The following is a 16,169-nucleotide window of genomic DNA, read 5'->3' as shown; positions in this document are numbered from 1 at the left end:
TTATAGTTTTCGGGGCCATCCCCTGAAACACCCCTTGCCCAAACGGTCGGCAGGAGTAAAAAAGTAAAAGCCCGGGTGGCTTTTTTTTAAGCGGCGGATTTAAAGCTGTTTATTATTAAGATCTGTTCATCGCTGATCGACCGCTTGAGCAGACTTCAGTCACTTTTTCGTGGGGTGAGAAAAAATTTTTCCCTTGCTTTTTTCGGTATTAAACGGCAGGAGTCTTTTTCCATGAATCAACCAAGGCACTGGGGGCGGGAGCCGTTTCTGATTCTGATCGGGGCCAAAGGCTCATTGCCCGAGCAAAAAACCCCATTGGCTTCCTGGCTGGACCAAAAAATCAACCTACCCCAAACCCGCTTCACTGTGGGGCCGTTGGAGCTTCTGATTTTTCACAAAGGCCCCTTGCTTACTGATCCCGGACAAAACGTACACATGCTTTTTTCGGGCCGTTTTTACACCCCGGACAGGCCCGGCAAACACGAGGAACTGCTGGACCTGGGCCTGGCCAAGGGCAAAACTCTGGCAGCGGCCCTGAATGGATCCTTCACCCTTTTATTCGCGGATCACAGGGCCGAAACGGTCACCATGGCCACTGACCGCATCAATTCACGCAAGGTATTTCACCAAAAAGTCGGCAGCCTGCATTTCCTGGCCTCCAGCATCTGGCTTCTACCCTTTTGGGAAACCAAAATAAATGAAACTGTGCTGGCCTCCATGCTGGCCAACGGCGCGCCCTTGGATACGAGCACTTTACTTACAGGTGTGAAGCTTCTGGAAAAGGCCTCTATCTATACTTTTGAACCGGATCGACTTACCCGCAGCCGCTACCTGCGTTTTGACCTGGACAATGCCTATGAAAACGAAAATCCCGGGGAGTTGAAAAACGAGCTTAAAAACCTGATCATCCAGGCGGTCAAAAGGCGCATCCCCCAAAAATCGCCGCTCATGCTCTCCCTAAGCGGCGGATATGACGCCACGGCCATCCTTGCGGCCCTGCGTTATCAGCTCAAGGTTGACAAGGTGAAATGTTTTTCCTATGGCTATCCTCCCCACAAGCACGGCAGCGATGAAAGAATAGCAGCCAGACTGGCTTCCAGGGCGGGATACGAACACGAAATCTGCCCCAGTTTTGAAGGTGATCTCACAGACATTTTCGAGGCGAGCGCCCTTTCAGGCCAGGGAATCACCCGTTTTTGCAATGAACCCACTGTGTTTAAGGCACTAATCCAAAACGGTCACAGCCAAGACTCGGTTATGATGGTGGGCGATGAATACATGGGCTGGAATGACGGCAAACTCATAACCGACAAGCACGTTCTGCACAGCCTCCCCATATGCGGCCTGGAAACCCTGGGCTGGATGCGGCAGCACATGGAAGAGGATGTTTTTGAAGGCCTCAAAGACTTATTGGAGCAAAGAAGAGCTGAGCTGATCAGAGAGTGTTCCTCGATGATCAACACCCATGACCGTAAAGACTTTCTTTATCTCAAGCAACGCATTCCCCATGTGATCCTGCCCTGGCGGCAATTTTTCATTGAGCCCTATCTGCAGGTGGATCACCCTCTTCTGGACCATGAAATCCTGGAATTCATGAGCCACGTGCCCACAGGCCTGCGCAGGGGAAAAGAACTTTTCAAGCGCGCAGCCAAAAGCCTGGCTCCCAGCCTGTTCCTGGGCCCCAGGGCCCTGGGCGGCACCACCTTGAACTATTGGCAAGAAGCGCTTGCCTCTCCCAAGGGTAGAGAAGAAATAGAAGGGCTCAGCCAAAAAAGCCGGGGCACCCTGTTGGACCAATACCTGGGCGAGGACCTGCCCCTTAAGCTTTACGAACTCACCTTGGCGGCCTATGGCAACACCAAAAGCGGTTTCGGCAAGAGCTTTAGAACCCGCCTTAAAAAATGGGACCTAAGCCCGGCTAAGAAATATCGTTCCCTGAAAAGCCCCTCAGCCAGGCCAGTCGGCCCCAGGGTGCTTTTAAAACGAGTTTTAATGCTAAGGCTTTTCTTAAAGACCCTGGAACGGGAAAATACCATAAAGCCCTGACACCGGTTTACAGACAAGTTTACCCAGGAACTTTTTTACGGAAACAACCACCCGGTGCGGCGGTTAATTGTGCCGGTTTGCTTAAAATCCCCGGCAATCCTTGGCTTCAGCTTCAAGCAAGGCTACAATTTCATAAGACAGGTAAAGGGTTAAAAACAGACGGGCAAATGGTTTGCCGCCTTAATAAACACCCTGCATCTTGCCGTCCATAGCGAGCCCCTTTATAACTTTGCCCTTAAAACAACTATCCAAAGATGCGTCTATATCAACAGGAGACAGGCCTTGCCGAAACAGTCACAACAAACCAGCCGACAAAACGGAGATAAAGCCATTTTGCTCGTCACCTCAGGCACCACCATGACCAAGCCCAGGCAGGTTTTTGACGATATACAAACCCAAGTGGAAAAAACCTGGCCCGACTGGGAGGTTCATTGGGGATTCACCTCCCGCATAATCAGGCAAAGACTGGCGGAAAAAGGCGAGACAATCCCCTCACCGGCAGAGGTGCTGGCCACCTTAAGAGCCAGACAATTTAAAAAAGCTGCGGTTCAGTCCCTGCATGTCATACCGGGAGGCGAATTCCACGACCTGGTCAAGGAAGTCAACGGCTTCAAGCAGATGGGGCCTGAATTCAGGCTCAGCCTGGGAACCCCCCTTTGTTCCGGCACAGACGACCTAAAACGGGTTTGCCGGGCCCTTTTGGCCGATCTGCCGCCCAAAAAAAAATCCGGCGAAGCGGTCATCTTAATGGGTCACGGAACCAAACATCCGGCAGGCGCGGTCTATCCCGCGCTCTCGGCCATGCTGGAGAAGTCAGACCCTCTGGTTATTCTTTCCACCTTGGAAGGTTATCCGGACTTCAGCCAGGTTGCCCAAAAGGTTAAAGAACAAAAAATCACCCGCGCCTTTTTGATTCCCTTTCTCACTGTGGCCGGGCGTCACGCCCAAAGGGACATGGCAGGGCCCGGACCCGAAACCTGGCAAAGCAGGCTGACCGATTTGGGGGTGACCACCACGCCGGTTTTCAAAGCCATAAGCGAAAACCAAAAAATCGTGGATATCTGGCTGGATCACCTGAAAACCGCCATAACTGATCTCTGACAGGCCGCACCGGACAGCCCGACGGATGTTCGGCTCTAAATGACCAGCCTGACAAAAAAGGCGGTAAATCAATTTCGCATCACATAACAACTGCCTGGTCGTCAAGTTATCTTCTCTAAGCTGTCATTTGCTTGAAGCTTACAGCCTAGGGGTTGGGCATAGCAGAATCAAAGATAAATATTTTTACAAAAAAACAAAAACCAGAAAAAGTCAAACAGGAAAAAACGTAACCATGCCCCAAAACAATGCACACTATGAAATTAAAGACCAAGTGGCTGTTGTCACCATAAAAAATCCGCCCTTAAACTGCCTGGATGCAGGAACCAAGGAAGACATTGGCCAGGCGTTCACGGAAGTCGCCAGATTCAGGCCGGGGGTCAGGGCGGTGGTTTTGACCGGATCGGGAGAAAGGGCCTTTGCAGCCGGTGCGGACCTGAAATCATTTTTGGAGTTTGATCCCAAGGCAGCCAAGGTCTATTTGAGCCGCAGCCAGGAGATATATACAGCCATAAGGGATTTTCCCTGCCCGGTGATCGCGGCCATACGGGGATACTGCCTGGGCGGCGGACTGGAACTGGCCCTTCATTGCGATATCCGCTATGCGGCAAACAACGCAAGGCTGGGTTTTCCAGAGGTCAACCATTCCCTTTTCCCGGGGCACAGCGGCGCACGAAGCGCCTTGCAGCACATACCTTTGGGGAAGCTTAAGGAGTTGGTCTTTACCGGCAGGTTGATAAACGCTGACGAAGCCTTCCGCCTGGGGCTGGTGGAAGAGGTTTTTGAGCCGCATCTGGTTTTTGCAAAAGCCCTGGAACTGGCCCGGGAGATAGCGGCCAAAGGCCCCTTGGGCGTCACAGCCGCCAAAAAGGCCCTGAACATCAGCAGCGACCCGGCGGGAGACCAGGGGATTGAATCGGTAATTGATCTTTGGGCCGGGCTCACAGCCACCAGTGACATGAAAGAAGGGGTGCGCGCCTTTATGGAAAAAAGGCCCCCTGAATTCAAGGCAAAATAAAAAAAAGCCCTTTTGCCGTTTCCGGCAAAAGGGCATTCTAAAAAGGCAACGGGCCGAACAGGAGAGCAAGGGCCATGAAAAAAATAAAATATTTTCTTGAGGCCAATGCCATGCTGCTCTCCATAATAGCGGCCAACCTCATGGGCATGGTCATGGTCAGGGTGCTTTTGCACATGACCGACCCAGATGACGTACCGATCAACCTGGAATATCTGATACGCGCCTTTCGCCTGGCCCCTGTATTACTCTATTTCACAATCACCCTTTTCATACTTTGGTATGAAAAACCCATCCGCGCCATCCTTAAGGCCAGGTACCGGGGAGAGTCTTCACCTGAAAGCCTTTTAAGTAAATCCAGGCGCAGGCTGCAAAACGAACCCTATGTGGCGATGCTTATCTGCTTTGTGGTCTGGACCATGGCCAGCATTTTTTTCGGTTTTATCCTGAAGCAGGCCGGAGCCATGGAGATGCGCATAAAAATGACATCCGCGCGCTCCTTTATCACCGGCCTGTTCAGCATGGCCATGGTTTTTTATCTTTTAGAGCATGTTATCCAGAAACATCTGGCCCCGATCTTCTTTCCCCATGGTCAACTGGCGGCCACAAAAGGAACCATAAAAGGACGCATAGGAGTCAAGCTCATAGCCCTGGTCCTAAGCTCCGGCATCCTGCCGTTCGGGGCCATATTGCTCACCATCAGAGGATCAAGCAAGGTGGTGGAACAGGGCCTGCGCTCGCCCCAGGAGATGCTGCTGCGCCTGCAATCCTACCTGGCTGTGGAGACCCTGATCTTCATCCTTCTGGCCACGGGCTTCACGGTGTTGTTCGCCACCAACCTGACCAAATCCATTCAAGATATCCTGGTTACTTTGCGAAGGGTCCGCAAAGGGGATTTCTCCGGCCAGGTGAAGGTCACCTCAAACGATGAAATCGGCTACACCGGGGACGCCATAAACAGCATGATAAAGGGGTTGCAGGAAAGAGACGCCATTAAGGAGCTTTTCGGCAGGTATGTAACCAATGAAATAAGGGATGAAATTTTAGCGGGCCGCATAAAACTGGGCGGCGAGCTGAAAGAGGTCACCCTGCTGTTCAGCGACTTAAGGGATTTCACCCCCATGGTTGAGGCCCATTCCCCGGAAGTGGTTGTGGGCATCATAAACGGCTATTTTCATCAGATGGCAGAAGCCGTAACCGAGCACAAAGGCCTGGTTCTGCAATATGTGGGTGATGAAATAGAGGCTGTCTTCGGAGCGCCTTTGCCCCTTGCCAATCATGCGGATCAGGCAGTGGCCGCAGCCCTCTCCATGCGCAAACGCCTGGCCCAATACAATCAAACCCTGATCGCCAAAGGGCTGCCCGCCTTGCGCCACGGCATAGGGATTCACACGGGCCTGGCCCTGGCCGCCAACATAGGCTCACCGGACCGGCTCTCATATGCCCTGGTGGGGGATACGGTGAACCTGGCCTCGCGCATAAGCGACCTGACTAAAAAATTCGGCACCGATATACTCATCAGCGCAGACACCCAAAGAGAGCTTTCCCAAAAACCCAATCTGCGCAGCCTGCCGGTAGTGCAGGTCAAAGGCAAATCCCAGGCCGTGGAGGTTTTTGCCCTGGAGTAATTATTTGCCAAGCGCCCCTTAAAAACGGAGAATGGTCTCAAACCGGCTTTTTAAGCCCAATCCCCAAATAAACCTCCGCTTTTGGTTATAAAAAAATGAAAGTTTCCAGGGATCAGACCAAGGACAAAAACCTCGTTCCGCCCCGCCGCACCGGCACAGGCCAGGTTCTGGCCAACCTTTTGGGCGGCAGCTTCTGCGCCTTTTATTTTCTTTTTTTAGACCCTGTTTCCATAAGGCCGGGCCTGGACAGGGACCTGATCGTGGTCGGGGTCATGACCATAAGCCTGATCTTGATGGGAAGCTTTATTTTCCACAGATGGGACAAGGAGATAACCCTTGCTGAAAAAGGCCTGGCCCAAGGCGGGCCTCTTGATCCCAAGCTCATGGCAAAGGCCAGAAAAAAAGTTCTGCTGGGGCCCTATGCCTCGGCCGCTGTCTCCCTTTACAATTGGACCCTGGCCGCCCTTTTCATGACCGGCTATGGGGGGCTGTTTGGAAACGAGGCCATTGATTCAGCGGTCCTGAGCCAGGCGGCCAGGTTGTTTTTCGGGGTGATGGTCTCAGGCATCCTCACAACCAGCATTGTCTTTTTCCTTACCGAAGCCCAGTTCAGAAAAGCACGCCCCTATTTTTTCAGAAACATCAAGTTGAGCCAGGTTAAAGGGACTTTGAAATTCCGGGTGAGGGAGCGGCTTTTGTTCAGCTTTGCCATGGTGAGCATAATACCGACTTTGATATTGGTATTTTTAGTTCATCATAAGCTAACCAGCCTTAATCTGCTTTCCCAAGGCGCTTACCAGAACCTTATAAACCTCATGGCGTTTGTAATATTGGCCGAGGCGCTTTTGGCCTTTTTCCTTTCCCGTTTCACTGCGGCCAGCATAGCCGACCCGGTTGACGAAATGGAACAGGCCATGGAGAAAGTAGCCCAAGGAGACCTCTCGGCCCAGGTGGAGGTGAGAGATGTAAATGAACTCGGCATGCTGGCGGAAAGCTTTAACGCCATGATCGACGGGCTCAGGGAAAGGGACCAGATTAAGGAAACCTTTGGACGCTTTGTTTCCCCGGACATTGCCCAAACCCTTATGTCGCACCGCCCCGCCCTGGGGGGCGAGGAAACCGAAGTAACGATCCTTTTTTCAGATATCAGGAACTACACCTCCATTTGCGAACAAATGACCCCTGAACAGGTTATTGAAATGCTGAATTCCTATTTCAGCTACATGGTAACGGCTATTGAAGAAAACAAAGGCCAGGTTTTCCAGTTTGTGGGCGATGCCATAATGGCGGTATTCAATGCCCCGGTCAAACTGCCCGACCATCCCACTTTGGCGGTAAAATGCGCCATTGCCATGAATAAGGCGCTTGCCGACTTGAACACCCACCATCGCGAGGGCCTGCCGCCCCTCAGCATGGGTATCGGCATCAACACAGGCCAGGTTGTGGCCGGAATTATAGGCAGTGAAAATCGCATGGAATACCGTGTGGTTGGGGATACGGTAAACCTTACCGCCAGAATAGAGAGCCTGAACAAGGAACTGGGCACGGATATACTGATCTCGGAATCGACCGGAAAACTGTTAAAAGGGCCCATTAAACTGACAGACAAAGGCAGGCACCGGGTAAAAGGCAAAAAAGGCATGGTGCATGTATTTAGTGTGGAAACATAAGCTTTTAGCAAACAAACCTTTACCGGAGGGTTACCTGTGTTATTATTTCTCCTGCATCATATGTAGGCGAAAGAATCTACATATGTAAATTGCAAATTGCTCCGGTGGAGGTTTTTCTACTCATGAATATCGCCTTTCTGATGGACCCCCTTGAATCGATCTCGCCCGCCATGGAGACAACCAGTTGGTTGATGTATGAATGCAACCAAAGGGGGCACAAGGTCCTTTATCTCGAGCCCCACGACATATATGTCCGCAAAAATCAATTGGTGGCCAGAATGCGTGACGTCAGCGTGCCGCCCGATCTGGGCATTGAGCAATACTGGCGATGCTGTCTGGACTGTCTGGGCCGGGAAGAGTTGATCTTTGAGGAAATGATCGAACTGGACGCCATGTTTCTGCGCAAGGACCCGCCGTTGCAGCATCAGATCATGGAGTTTCTCACCCCTGTGCAGGACAAGGTTTTTCTGATCAACAGCACCACCGGGCAGATGGCGGGCAACAGCAAGCTCTATCTGCTGAATTTTCCCGAGATCACCCCGGAGACCCACATATCCCGCGACCCCATCCGCCTGCGCAAGGTGATAGAGAGCTTTGGGGGCAATATGGTGGTCAAGCCGCTGATGCGCTCCAGGGGTGAAGGGGTCATAAAGGTCAGCATGCACGACAGGGACAACCTAAATTCCCTGATTCATTTCTATGTAAATTCATTTGAGCCCTACCCCAGGCGCGAATCCATCATGGTGCAGGAATACCTTGAGCAGGTTAAGGAAAACGGTGATGTGCGGATTCTGCTCTTAAACGGCGAAATCATAGGCGCCATGGGACGGATTCCCGCGGAAGACGATTTCCGGACCAATATCCACGCCGGAGCCACCCCGGTCAAACACAAGATAACCGATTCAGACCGGGCCATATGCGCGGCCATCAAGGACAGGCTTATCAAAGACGGCCTGTTTTTTGTGGGCATTGACATAATCGCAGACAAGCTTGTGGAGATCAACTGTGTAAGCCCCGGCGGCATACCCCGCATAAACCAGCTCAACAACGACAAGTTGGAAAGCAAGGTCATTGACTTTGTGGAAGAAAAAGTCCTGGAAATCAAAGCAAAAAGGGGAAACAATTAACCATGACCCTACCTTTCGCAATCTCCCTGCCCCATTCATCCTTGGAAATACCGGGTGAATGCCGCTCCGGCATGGCCCTTGGCCCGGACCTGATTTGGGAATCAATGGACCACGGCACCAGTGAAATATTCTCCGACCTGCCCGCCGCAGCCATGATCCAGGCCGAGTGGAACCGCCTGGTGGTGGACCTGAACAGAAGCCCTGAAGACACCGCCGATAAAGGCGTGGTGGCTCAAAGGGATTACGCGGGCAGAGAAATTTTTTTACCGGGTCATTATCCAGACCCAAACCAGTTTGCAAAGCGGTTGGTGAAATATCACGAGCCCTATCACCAAAAGCTCAGCCAGGCCCTTTTGGATAAATCGATCAAAGTGCTTTTTGACTGTCACTCCCTGCGCGGCAAGGGCCCCAAGGAAGCCCCTGACAGGGGCATGCCCAGGGCGGATATCACGCTCGGCAACAACGGCGCCCCGGGAGGAGCCGTTGATCCGGAAAGAGGCGTTCTGACCTGCCCCACAGAGACCTTCCAATTCATGGCCAAATGTTTTGAAGACCAGGGCCTTAGCGTCTCGTTAAACCAGCCCTACGCCGGCGGCTATATCACCAGGCACTATGGCGCGATCCTGGCGGAACAGGGACGCATGGCAGTGCAGATCGAGGTGAACAAAATAAACTATACGCGGGAAAACGAAACCATCCTGGATCAGGATATGCTGAACAGCTTTGCCGCCAAGGTTAAAAAGGCGCTCTTTGCCATTTCAGAAGGCGTATAAGAAAAACCCCGGCCCGGATATAACCGGGCCGGAATCAAAAAAACTTTTAGCGCGCAGGCGGTTTTGATCACCGCGGCCTCTCCCCATACCTATCCGCCAGATAATCTATGATCATACTCGCGATATCAAGGCCTGTGGCCTGTTCCAGGCCGCGGAAGCCGGGGGAGTGGTTCACCTCGATTACGTAGGGCTCTTTATCCTGATTCATAATTATATCCACCCCGCAGATCTCAAGTCCCATGCAGGCCGAGGCCTCAAGGGCTAGCACCTCCAGGTGTTTTGGCAGGTCAAAACCAGCCGCATGGCCGCCCACATGGAAATTGGCCCGGAAATCACCGGGTGGAGGGGTGAGCCGCATGACGCCTATAACCTTTTGGTTCAGGACAAAAACCCTAAGATCATCCCTGCCCTTTGGCGGAATAAAACGCTGCACCAAAAGCCCTTTACGCTCCTCTAAAAAGGAATCCACCACCACCTGGGCCATGGGGCTGTTCTCCACCAGGGCCACGCCCCGGCCTCCCCAGCTGTTGGCCTTTTTGGCCACCACCGGAAAGCCGCCCAAAAGGTTGACCGCATCCATGAAGCCTGTTTCAGTGGTGATAAAAAAGCTCTCCGGCACTGGTATTTTTTGAGCACACAAAGCCTGCAGGGTTAAAAACTGGTTCCTGGTCAACCGCATGGATTCACGGCTGTTCACCACCGGTATGCCCTGGCCGGTTATCTGGTCCACCAGGGCCAGGCAGTAATCCCCGATCAAGGCCCCTTGCCTGGAGAGAACCAGATCAAGATCAAAAAGGCCGGGCCAGTCCTTGACCCCGGGGCCTTTCACGCCCAGGGTGCAGGTGGTGCGATAGGGATTCATCAAAGAAAGTTCATGCCCCTTGGCCAAGGCTGCCTCGCGCAGACGGGCGTTGGGGTGAAAGTCAAAGTCATTTATGGTGATAACGCCTATTTTCATGGCCTTGGTCCTTTTAAGGGAGACAGACAGATCTTAAATTCAACCTAATCCCCAAAAGCGTTTTCAGTCACGGCAGCATTGATTCAGGCATCCAAACGCTGATCTCTTTTTGCAGGCGCGGGCTGAAATAGGTGGCGATTTTCCTGGTCTTGTTACGCAAGGCCATTTTCTGAGCCCCAAGGTTGTCGCTGGAGATAATGGAATAAACCTTTTTATCCCCGGCCCGGGCGGTTTCCCCGGCCAAGAGTTCAGTGCCTATGCCCAGGCCCCGGTATTCGGGCCTTACCGTGGTATAGCCCCTCTCCACATGTCCAGTCAAATCAAGACCGGTTTGCTCTTTGACCATTTCTATATATTCCGGCCTGGGGTGCTTAAGGCACCCCGACGCCACAATCACGCCCTTTTCTTCCACAAAACCAATCAAATGGGCCCGCTCAAGGTTATACCTGACCCAGGTGTTGCCAACCGCCCCGCCGTCTTCCACCATATGGCAGATCTGGTCCAGATATCCGGGGGGCAGGGCCTCTGGTTTGGCATAATTATAGACCAGTCCCTGCCCCACCTCGTAAACCTGTTCAGCCCCAATTACCCTTAGCCGCGTGAGTTTGGTCAAGCCGTGTCCGGCCAGATAAAGCAAGGTGTGGCCGGGCCGGGAAAGGCTAAGCCAAAAAGGGCTGCCCGGCAGGCTCTTGGCCCTTCCATAGGAGGCATAATCCTCCGGTTCCAAGGGCTTTCCGACGCGTTCCCAACTGTGCCCCATGTTGGGGTTTGCGGTGCAGAAATCAGCCAGCCCGGAAAGGGCGTCCCCGGAAGGAAGCACCAGATGATTCCATATGCCCATCTTGCTCACCTGACGCAACACCTTTACCCAATCCTTTAGCTCACCCGGAATTTTTTCCTTAACCAGCCAATGAACCAGGCAAATGCCTTTTTCCCGCCAGGAGCTGAAATCCGGCTGCTCAAGGGCCAAATCCAATTGCAGCTCCAAGGCAACAGCGGGTCTTTCCATGCCTTTTTCCCAAACCGGCAAAAGGTCTGCTATCTGCTTGGGGGTCATCTCCAAGGCTGAAATCCAAAAGTGCCCGGGAAGGTCTTTTATAAAGGAAAGGTCTTGGGTCTTTAAACGCCACACCCTTTGCGGTGAAGGCCCGGGCTGTACACCTGGCTTTGCTTTCGGCTCATTTGCCCCACCGTGCTCCCGGTCCCGGTCAAAGGGCCAGTCAGCACTCTTGGAATCCAGGCTGAGGCAAAAATCAGACACCTCTTTCAAAGGCAGGGCCGCGTTTTTGTCAAAGTCTTTAGCCAAGGCCAGGCAAAGCTTGAGCTGCGGGTGTTTTTGCCTGCAAATATCAGCCAGGAAAAGGCAAGGTCTGACTTGATCGGGATCATGCAATAAAACCGTCAATATTTCATAAACGTCTGTGGCCAGATGCATGTCAGACCAGTTAAGCCAAAAACTTTCTATTTGTTTTTCCGTTTGCCCGGCCTTAAATAAAACCGGTTCAGGACTTTGCCCTGATCCTGGAGTTGACATGTCCGAATCGAACCTGACACCTGTTTTCTTCAGCTCTTCTTTTATGCGCAGATACCAGACAGGATCAAAAAAATCTTGAGTACTAAGGGAATCAAAAAGCTCTTTGGTCGCCGGATCGGCACTTATCCACTTATGAAACTCCAGATTGGCGTCTGCTAAAAGCACATTAAAACCGTAATCACAGGTCATCCTCAACAGTCCGGTTGTCTCGCCGGGCATAGCCAATACAGGAGATATGGGAGGGTTAACCAACAGCATTTTTGATGAGCAAATGTCAGGCATAGCTTCTTTCTCTTGAATTAATTACAAAAGCACGGTCCGGCTCTGTACAAAATATAATTTATCCTATCAGGCCGACCGGTTCCCACAAGCAAATCAAGTTCAGGGCCTCCGGCGGTCCATGCAGCACAAAAATTCACACCAAATTAATAGTTTTTATTTTATCCTTGCCTCAACATACCTATTATGATCGACATATTGGAAATATATACTTTTTCATATCTCCCCGGACCATTGACAAGCCTGCCCAACCGGTCCGGCACCGGCAATCCCTAAGGCACTTATTCTAAAGGCCACATTGAATATGGCCTTTTAAAAAACCAACGGGAGCTTATAAAATGAAGCTTACCCTTGCCCACAGGCTGAGGCTGGCTTTTGGGGTTTGCATGACCATTACCGCAGCCTTAGGTTTCATCGCCTTTATGGCGCAAAGAAATACCACTCAAGACTTCAGCAAACTCATTGATCAAAAAGTCAGCTTCCTTATTCCGGCCGATGATATAGAGATAAAGATGTTGCAACACAGGCGTTATGAAAACAAAAACAAAGAACTTGGCGCGGATCTTAATAATCTCAAAAAATTCAGTTAAAAAGACCCGGCCCTTGATTAAAAGACAAAAGCAGCCATTTCCAGCCTGGGGGGGGTCTGTTCAATGAATACCGTAAAGGATTTTTTCAAGCGGCCAAAGAAATCCAGGCTGATCCGGCCATCACCCCCCAAAAAACAAACAACCTAATGAATACCTACAAAAAAGTTATTCATGATTTTAAAAAACATAAACCTGGTTTTTGAGGAGGGTGACAAACAACTGGCCGACTCCTCGGGCCAAACTCTGGCCCAAAGCCGGACCATGATTCAAATAGTGCTCGGATTGGCCGGTGTATGTCTGGTTTTGTCCCTGTTTTTAGGCGTCTGGACCCCACTCTGGACCGATCGGGATCTACGCCGCCTGGCAGGCCATCTGGGCCAGGGTGCGGAAATGGTGGCCAAGGCTTCCAACCATGCTTCAGTGGCCTCTCAGCAACTTGCCCAGGGGCCGCCAAGGTGGAAGAGACGTCAGCTTCCTTAGAGCACATGAACGGCATGAGCCCAAAAAGCCTGGCTGACACGGAAAATATCTCGGCCAAGATCGCAGACACCCAAAATGTTGCCGCCAATGCCGCCTCAGCCATGAAGCACCTGCCTCAATCAATAGAAGACATATCAAAAACAAGCAAAAAAACAGCAGTAATTGTAAAATGCATCAATGAAATCGCCTTTCGCACCAATCTCCCGGCCTTGAACGCCGCAGTGGAAGCAGCCAGAGCGGGTGAGGCCGGGGCGGGTTTTGCAGTGGTGGCCGCTGAAGTGCGCAGCCTGGCCCTTAACGCCGCCGAAGCGGCCAAGCAGATGGGAAAAGGCATGAAGTAGGTGGCCACCGGAGCAGAGGAGACCGCAGCCTCTTCAGAAGAACTCGCCGCCCAGGCAGAACACATGCGGGAAGCTGTACAGCAACTCAAGGCCCTGGCTCAAAGGGGTTCCAAAAAGAAACGCACCTTGGAACAAGGGATCACAACTCCCCGCTTACCCGCTCCTTCAGCAACAGCTCAAGGCTAAAGTAAGCTGAATTATACCTTTTGAGATCTCACTTTAAATCAAGGCGGGCGCCCGAATCTTCGGACGCCCGCCTTAGTTTGCCGACAAAGCCCTCCCGGGCTTTATACCTTTGGGATTATTTATCTATGTTGTTTTCCGCGATCGGCACTTTGGGCCCCTGGTGGCTCAGCTCAAAGCTGCCGAAACCACCGGTGATTAATTTGTGCTGGTGAAAAGTGCATACGCGATAGAAGTACTTGCCGTCCGATCCCTTGGCCAGGGCGGCAGCGGCCATATGCCGGGATTTAATCGGGCTGTCTCCACCCGAGACCCTGTCCAGCCACCAATCCTTATCAATTATGTTCAGGCGGTGCACCTCGGGCCAGCCTGCGTCTACAAGGATTTTTTTCATCTGCGATTCAAACTTGGCGTTTTTCATCTTGGCCTTGGGCAAGGTGCGGGCCTTGGCCACAGCGCCTTCCACATCCTGGTTAAGTTTGGCGTAATAACCGAAATCATCGCCGGATATTTTAAAGCTGCCCTTGGCCCAGGTCTTGCCATAGTAATAGAGATTAAAGGACATGGTGTGGCTTCCGGGTCCCAACTTACCGAGGTGGTGCGTCAATTCCATGGGTCCCTGGCGCAGGGTGGGGGTGGATTTGCCATACTCAATGTTGGGGTTGGCATAGGCCTTGGTCTTGTCCGGCGCGGGAGCGATTTCAAACAAAATATGATCCTTGTTCAACTCGGCCGGGGTTTTAAGGGTTACAAACTGGGCGTGGATCTTTTTATTATCCAGCTTTACATTAATGCGCAGGCTGGCTTTGTTCTGGTTTTTGTAAATCTTGGCCCAGGGCTTTTTAACCTTCACCAGGGCATAAATATTGTCGCCCGCCTTAAAGTTGTCTGTAAACCCGCCCGGCGCGGCAGGATCTATGGGTGAAGCGGAAAAAAGAAATCCGCCCATATCCGCCTTGGTCTGTTTTGCTTTTTCCTCCCATTTGGCATAAACCGACTTGAATTCGCCTATCCTGCGCCCCAGTTCCTTTTCCGTGTATTTGAGATCCGGGGTCTTGTCCTGGGGAAGGGAAGCTCCTTTATATTCATTCCACAAAGGCTCAACCTGATCGTAGATCCCTTTCCATTCCTTGATCAAAGCAGCGTCTTCCGTGTGATAGGCCAGCAATTCTTTCCCGCTGGCCGAAGAGATAAAGGGTTTCAGCTTATCGTTCCATTCATTGCACAAGGCAATACCGGCCTTTTCTTTAGCCTGGGCCTCATCCTGGGCCGCCTTTTCAGCGGCTTTGGCCTGGTCTGCCTGGTCCAGTTGGGCCTTAAGGGCCGCCAGTCTCTGATCAACGCTTTTAACCTGAGGATTTTCAAGTGAGAACTGCCCTGCATAGCGGTCGTCGATCTCTTTGCGCAAGTATTGGGCCTTTTCAAAGTAACGCTGAGCCGCACTGGCCGGGCCCCCTCCCTCGGAGTTAATGGCCGCCTCCGCCCGGTCCAGCTCTTTCTCTGCCTTTTTAAGCCGATGGCTGACTGCTGATGGAAGTTTGGCCGAAGCTTTTGATTCTTCTTTTTTTGCGGCGGGCTCAGCCGAAGCTTTTGCCGCGGATTTTTCCCGAGCCGGTTTCTCAGCAACCGCAGGAGCGGATTCGCTCCCCTTTACCTGGGCTATCTTTTGTTCCAGCTTGAGAATCCTGTTGTCGCAGGCCTTCATATCCGGATGATCAACAGAAAACTTCCCCTTATAATTTTTATCTATCTCCGAGCGATAGCGGTTGGCCGACTTGAGATAACGCTCAGCCCTGGCCGCCTTGTCCACGTCTGAGCCGACGCCCTTGACCATGGCCTTGTCAGCTCTGTCTAGCTCCTTGTTTATTTTCTTTAAACGATAAACAACTCCGCTTGGCAGTTTATCAACTTTTTCGGTCTTGGCCTTGGCCCCGGGCTGGGAAGCTTTTTGGGACTTTGGTTTGGCAGTGGACTTTTTATCCTTATCCACTATGCCCAATTCCTGACCGGCTTCTTTGACATCCTTGCCAAACTTGTCCGCCGCACTGCCCAGGGCATTGCCCACTTTATCAAACAAATCAGCCTGAGCCGGAATGGGGGACAATCCTGTAAACAGCAAAAGCAAAGCTATGGAAATGCAACTGGTGAAACCTCTAAAAAACATCTTTTCTCCCCTGACTATTTCTTTTAAGCCGAACTCCCAAAGCCAAGATAGCATAAAACCAAGCACAAGAATAAACAAAACAAACAATTAACAAAAAACAAAGTTAATCCTCAAACGCGCTTACAAAAGCATTAAAGGATGCGCGGGAACATTAAAAGAAATACATAAAAAGTCACTATTTTCACCAGCAAAATACTCTAAAAACAATTAATTACATATAAATACAACATCAAGGCGCAAAGAAATGCAGTACTTATTACTTAGAATGCACGAAACCTAGATT

13 protein-coding genes and 1 pseudogene are annotated in these 16,169 nt (G+C 51.6%); 11 read left to right on the top strand and 3 right to left on the bottom strand.

The window, feature by feature from the left end:
* Nucleotides 1-231 precede the first annotated feature (231 nt).
* The 7 genes from X474_RS11285 (at nt 232) to X474_RS11255 (ending at nt 9,357) form a co-directional block, all read left to right on the top strand.
* Nucleotides 232-2,046: an asparagine synthase-related protein gene (locus X474_RS11285; protein ID WP_044348881.1), complete on the top strand. Its 1,815-nt coding sequence runs from the start codon at nt 232-234 to the stop codon at nt 2,044-2,046.
* A 282-nt stretch (nt 2,047-2,328) separates the two neighbouring features.
* Nucleotides 2,329-3,147 carry a sirohydrochlorin cobaltochelatase gene (locus X474_RS11280; RefSeq protein ID WP_052515109.1) on the top strand — a complete coding sequence of 273 codons (819 nt, stop codon included), beginning with the start codon at nt 2,329-2,331 and terminating at the stop codon, nt 3,145-3,147.
* A 232-nt stretch (nt 3,148-3,379) separates the two neighbouring features.
* Entirely contained in the window at nt 3,380-4,162 is a 783-nt protein-coding gene (locus X474_RS11275; protein WP_044349107.1) for an enoyl-CoA hydratase/isomerase family protein, read from the top strand.
* 74 nt (nt 4,163-4,236) lie between these two features.
* On the top strand, nt 4,237-5,787 hold the full coding sequence (locus X474_RS11270; RefSeq protein WP_052515108.1) for an adenylate/guanylate cyclase domain-containing protein: 1,551 nt from the start codon (nt 4,237-4,239) through the stop codon (nt 5,785-5,787).
* 95 nt (nt 5,788-5,882) lie between these two features.
* On the top strand, nt 5,883-7,457 hold the full coding sequence (locus tag X474_RS11265) for an adenylate/guanylate cyclase domain-containing protein (RefSeq protein WP_052515107.1): 1,575 nt from the start codon (nt 5,883-5,885) through the stop codon (nt 7,455-7,457).
* A gap of 122 nt (nt 7,458-7,579) precedes the next feature.
* The gene (locus X474_RS11260) at nt 7,580-8,584 is read left to right on the top strand and encodes an ATP-grasp domain-containing protein (protein ID WP_044348879.1); all 1,005 of its coding nucleotides are present in this window, start codon (nt 7,580-7,582) and stop codon (nt 8,582-8,584) included.
* 2 nt (nt 8,585-8,586) lie between these two features.
* Nucleotides 8,587-9,357, top strand: a complete 771-nt coding sequence (locus X474_RS11255; protein WP_044348878.1) for an N-formylglutamate amidohydrolase — start codon at nt 8,587-8,589, stop codon at nt 9,355-9,357.
* Between the two features lie 67 nt (nt 9,358-9,424).
* Here the strand turns inward: X474_RS11255 and X474_RS11250 are convergent, their stop codons facing one another.
* Nucleotides 9,425-10,315: an ATP-grasp domain-containing protein gene (locus X474_RS11250; protein WP_044348877.1), complete on the bottom strand. Its 891-nt coding sequence runs from the start codon at nt 10,313-10,315 to the stop codon at nt 9,425-9,427.
* A gap of 67 nt (nt 10,316-10,382) precedes the next feature.
* Nucleotides 10,383-12,131: a GNAT family N-acetyltransferase gene (locus X474_RS11245; RefSeq protein ID WP_044348876.1), complete on the bottom strand. Its 1,749-nt coding sequence runs from the start codon at nt 12,129-12,131 to the stop codon at nt 10,383-10,385.
* 335 nt (nt 12,132-12,466) lie between these two features.
* Between X474_RS11245 and X474_RS11240 the strand changes: the two genes are divergently transcribed.
* The 4 genes and pseudogenes from X474_RS11240 (at nt 12,467) to X474_RS11225 (ending at nt 13,725) form a co-directional block, all read left to right on the top strand.
* Complete coding sequence (locus tag X474_RS11240; RefSeq protein WP_044348875.1) at nt 12,467-12,718, top strand: hypothetical protein; 252 nt, start codon at nt 12,467-12,469, stop codon at nt 12,716-12,718.
* 171 nt (nt 12,719-12,889) lie between these two features.
* Entirely contained in the window at nt 12,890-13,198 is a 309-nt protein-coding gene (locus X474_RS26800; RefSeq protein ID WP_044348873.1) for a hypothetical protein, read from the top strand.
* Nucleotides 13,199-13,203: 5 nt separating this feature from the next.
* A pseudogene (locus X474_RS26795) lies at nt 13,204-13,521 on the top strand (methyl-accepting chemotaxis protein); the annotation flags it as partial.
* Between the two features lie 18 nt (nt 13,522-13,539).
* Nucleotides 13,540-13,725, top strand: coding sequence for a hypothetical protein (locus X474_RS11225; protein WP_044348870.1), 186 nt, complete (start codon nt 13,540-13,542; stop codon nt 13,723-13,725).
* Between the two features lie 115 nt (nt 13,726-13,840).
* Here X474_RS11225 and X474_RS11220 read toward each other — a convergent pair whose 3' ends face one another.
* Nucleotides 13,841-15,886, bottom strand: coding sequence for a hypothetical protein (locus X474_RS11220; protein ID WP_156360728.1), 2,046 nt, complete (start codon nt 15,884-15,886; stop codon nt 13,841-13,843).
* Between the last annotated feature and the right edge of the window lie 283 nt (nt 15,887-16,169).

The sequence above is a fragment of the Dethiosulfatarculus sandiegensis genome (assembly GCF_000931935.2).
GTDB classification, from domain to species: Bacteria; Desulfobacterota; Desulfarculia; order Desulfarculales; family Desulfarculaceae; genus Dethiosulfatarculus; species Dethiosulfatarculus sandiegensis.
Note: the sequence above shows the minus strand (reverse complement) of the source record. Positions and strands in the feature narration are given on the sequence as shown.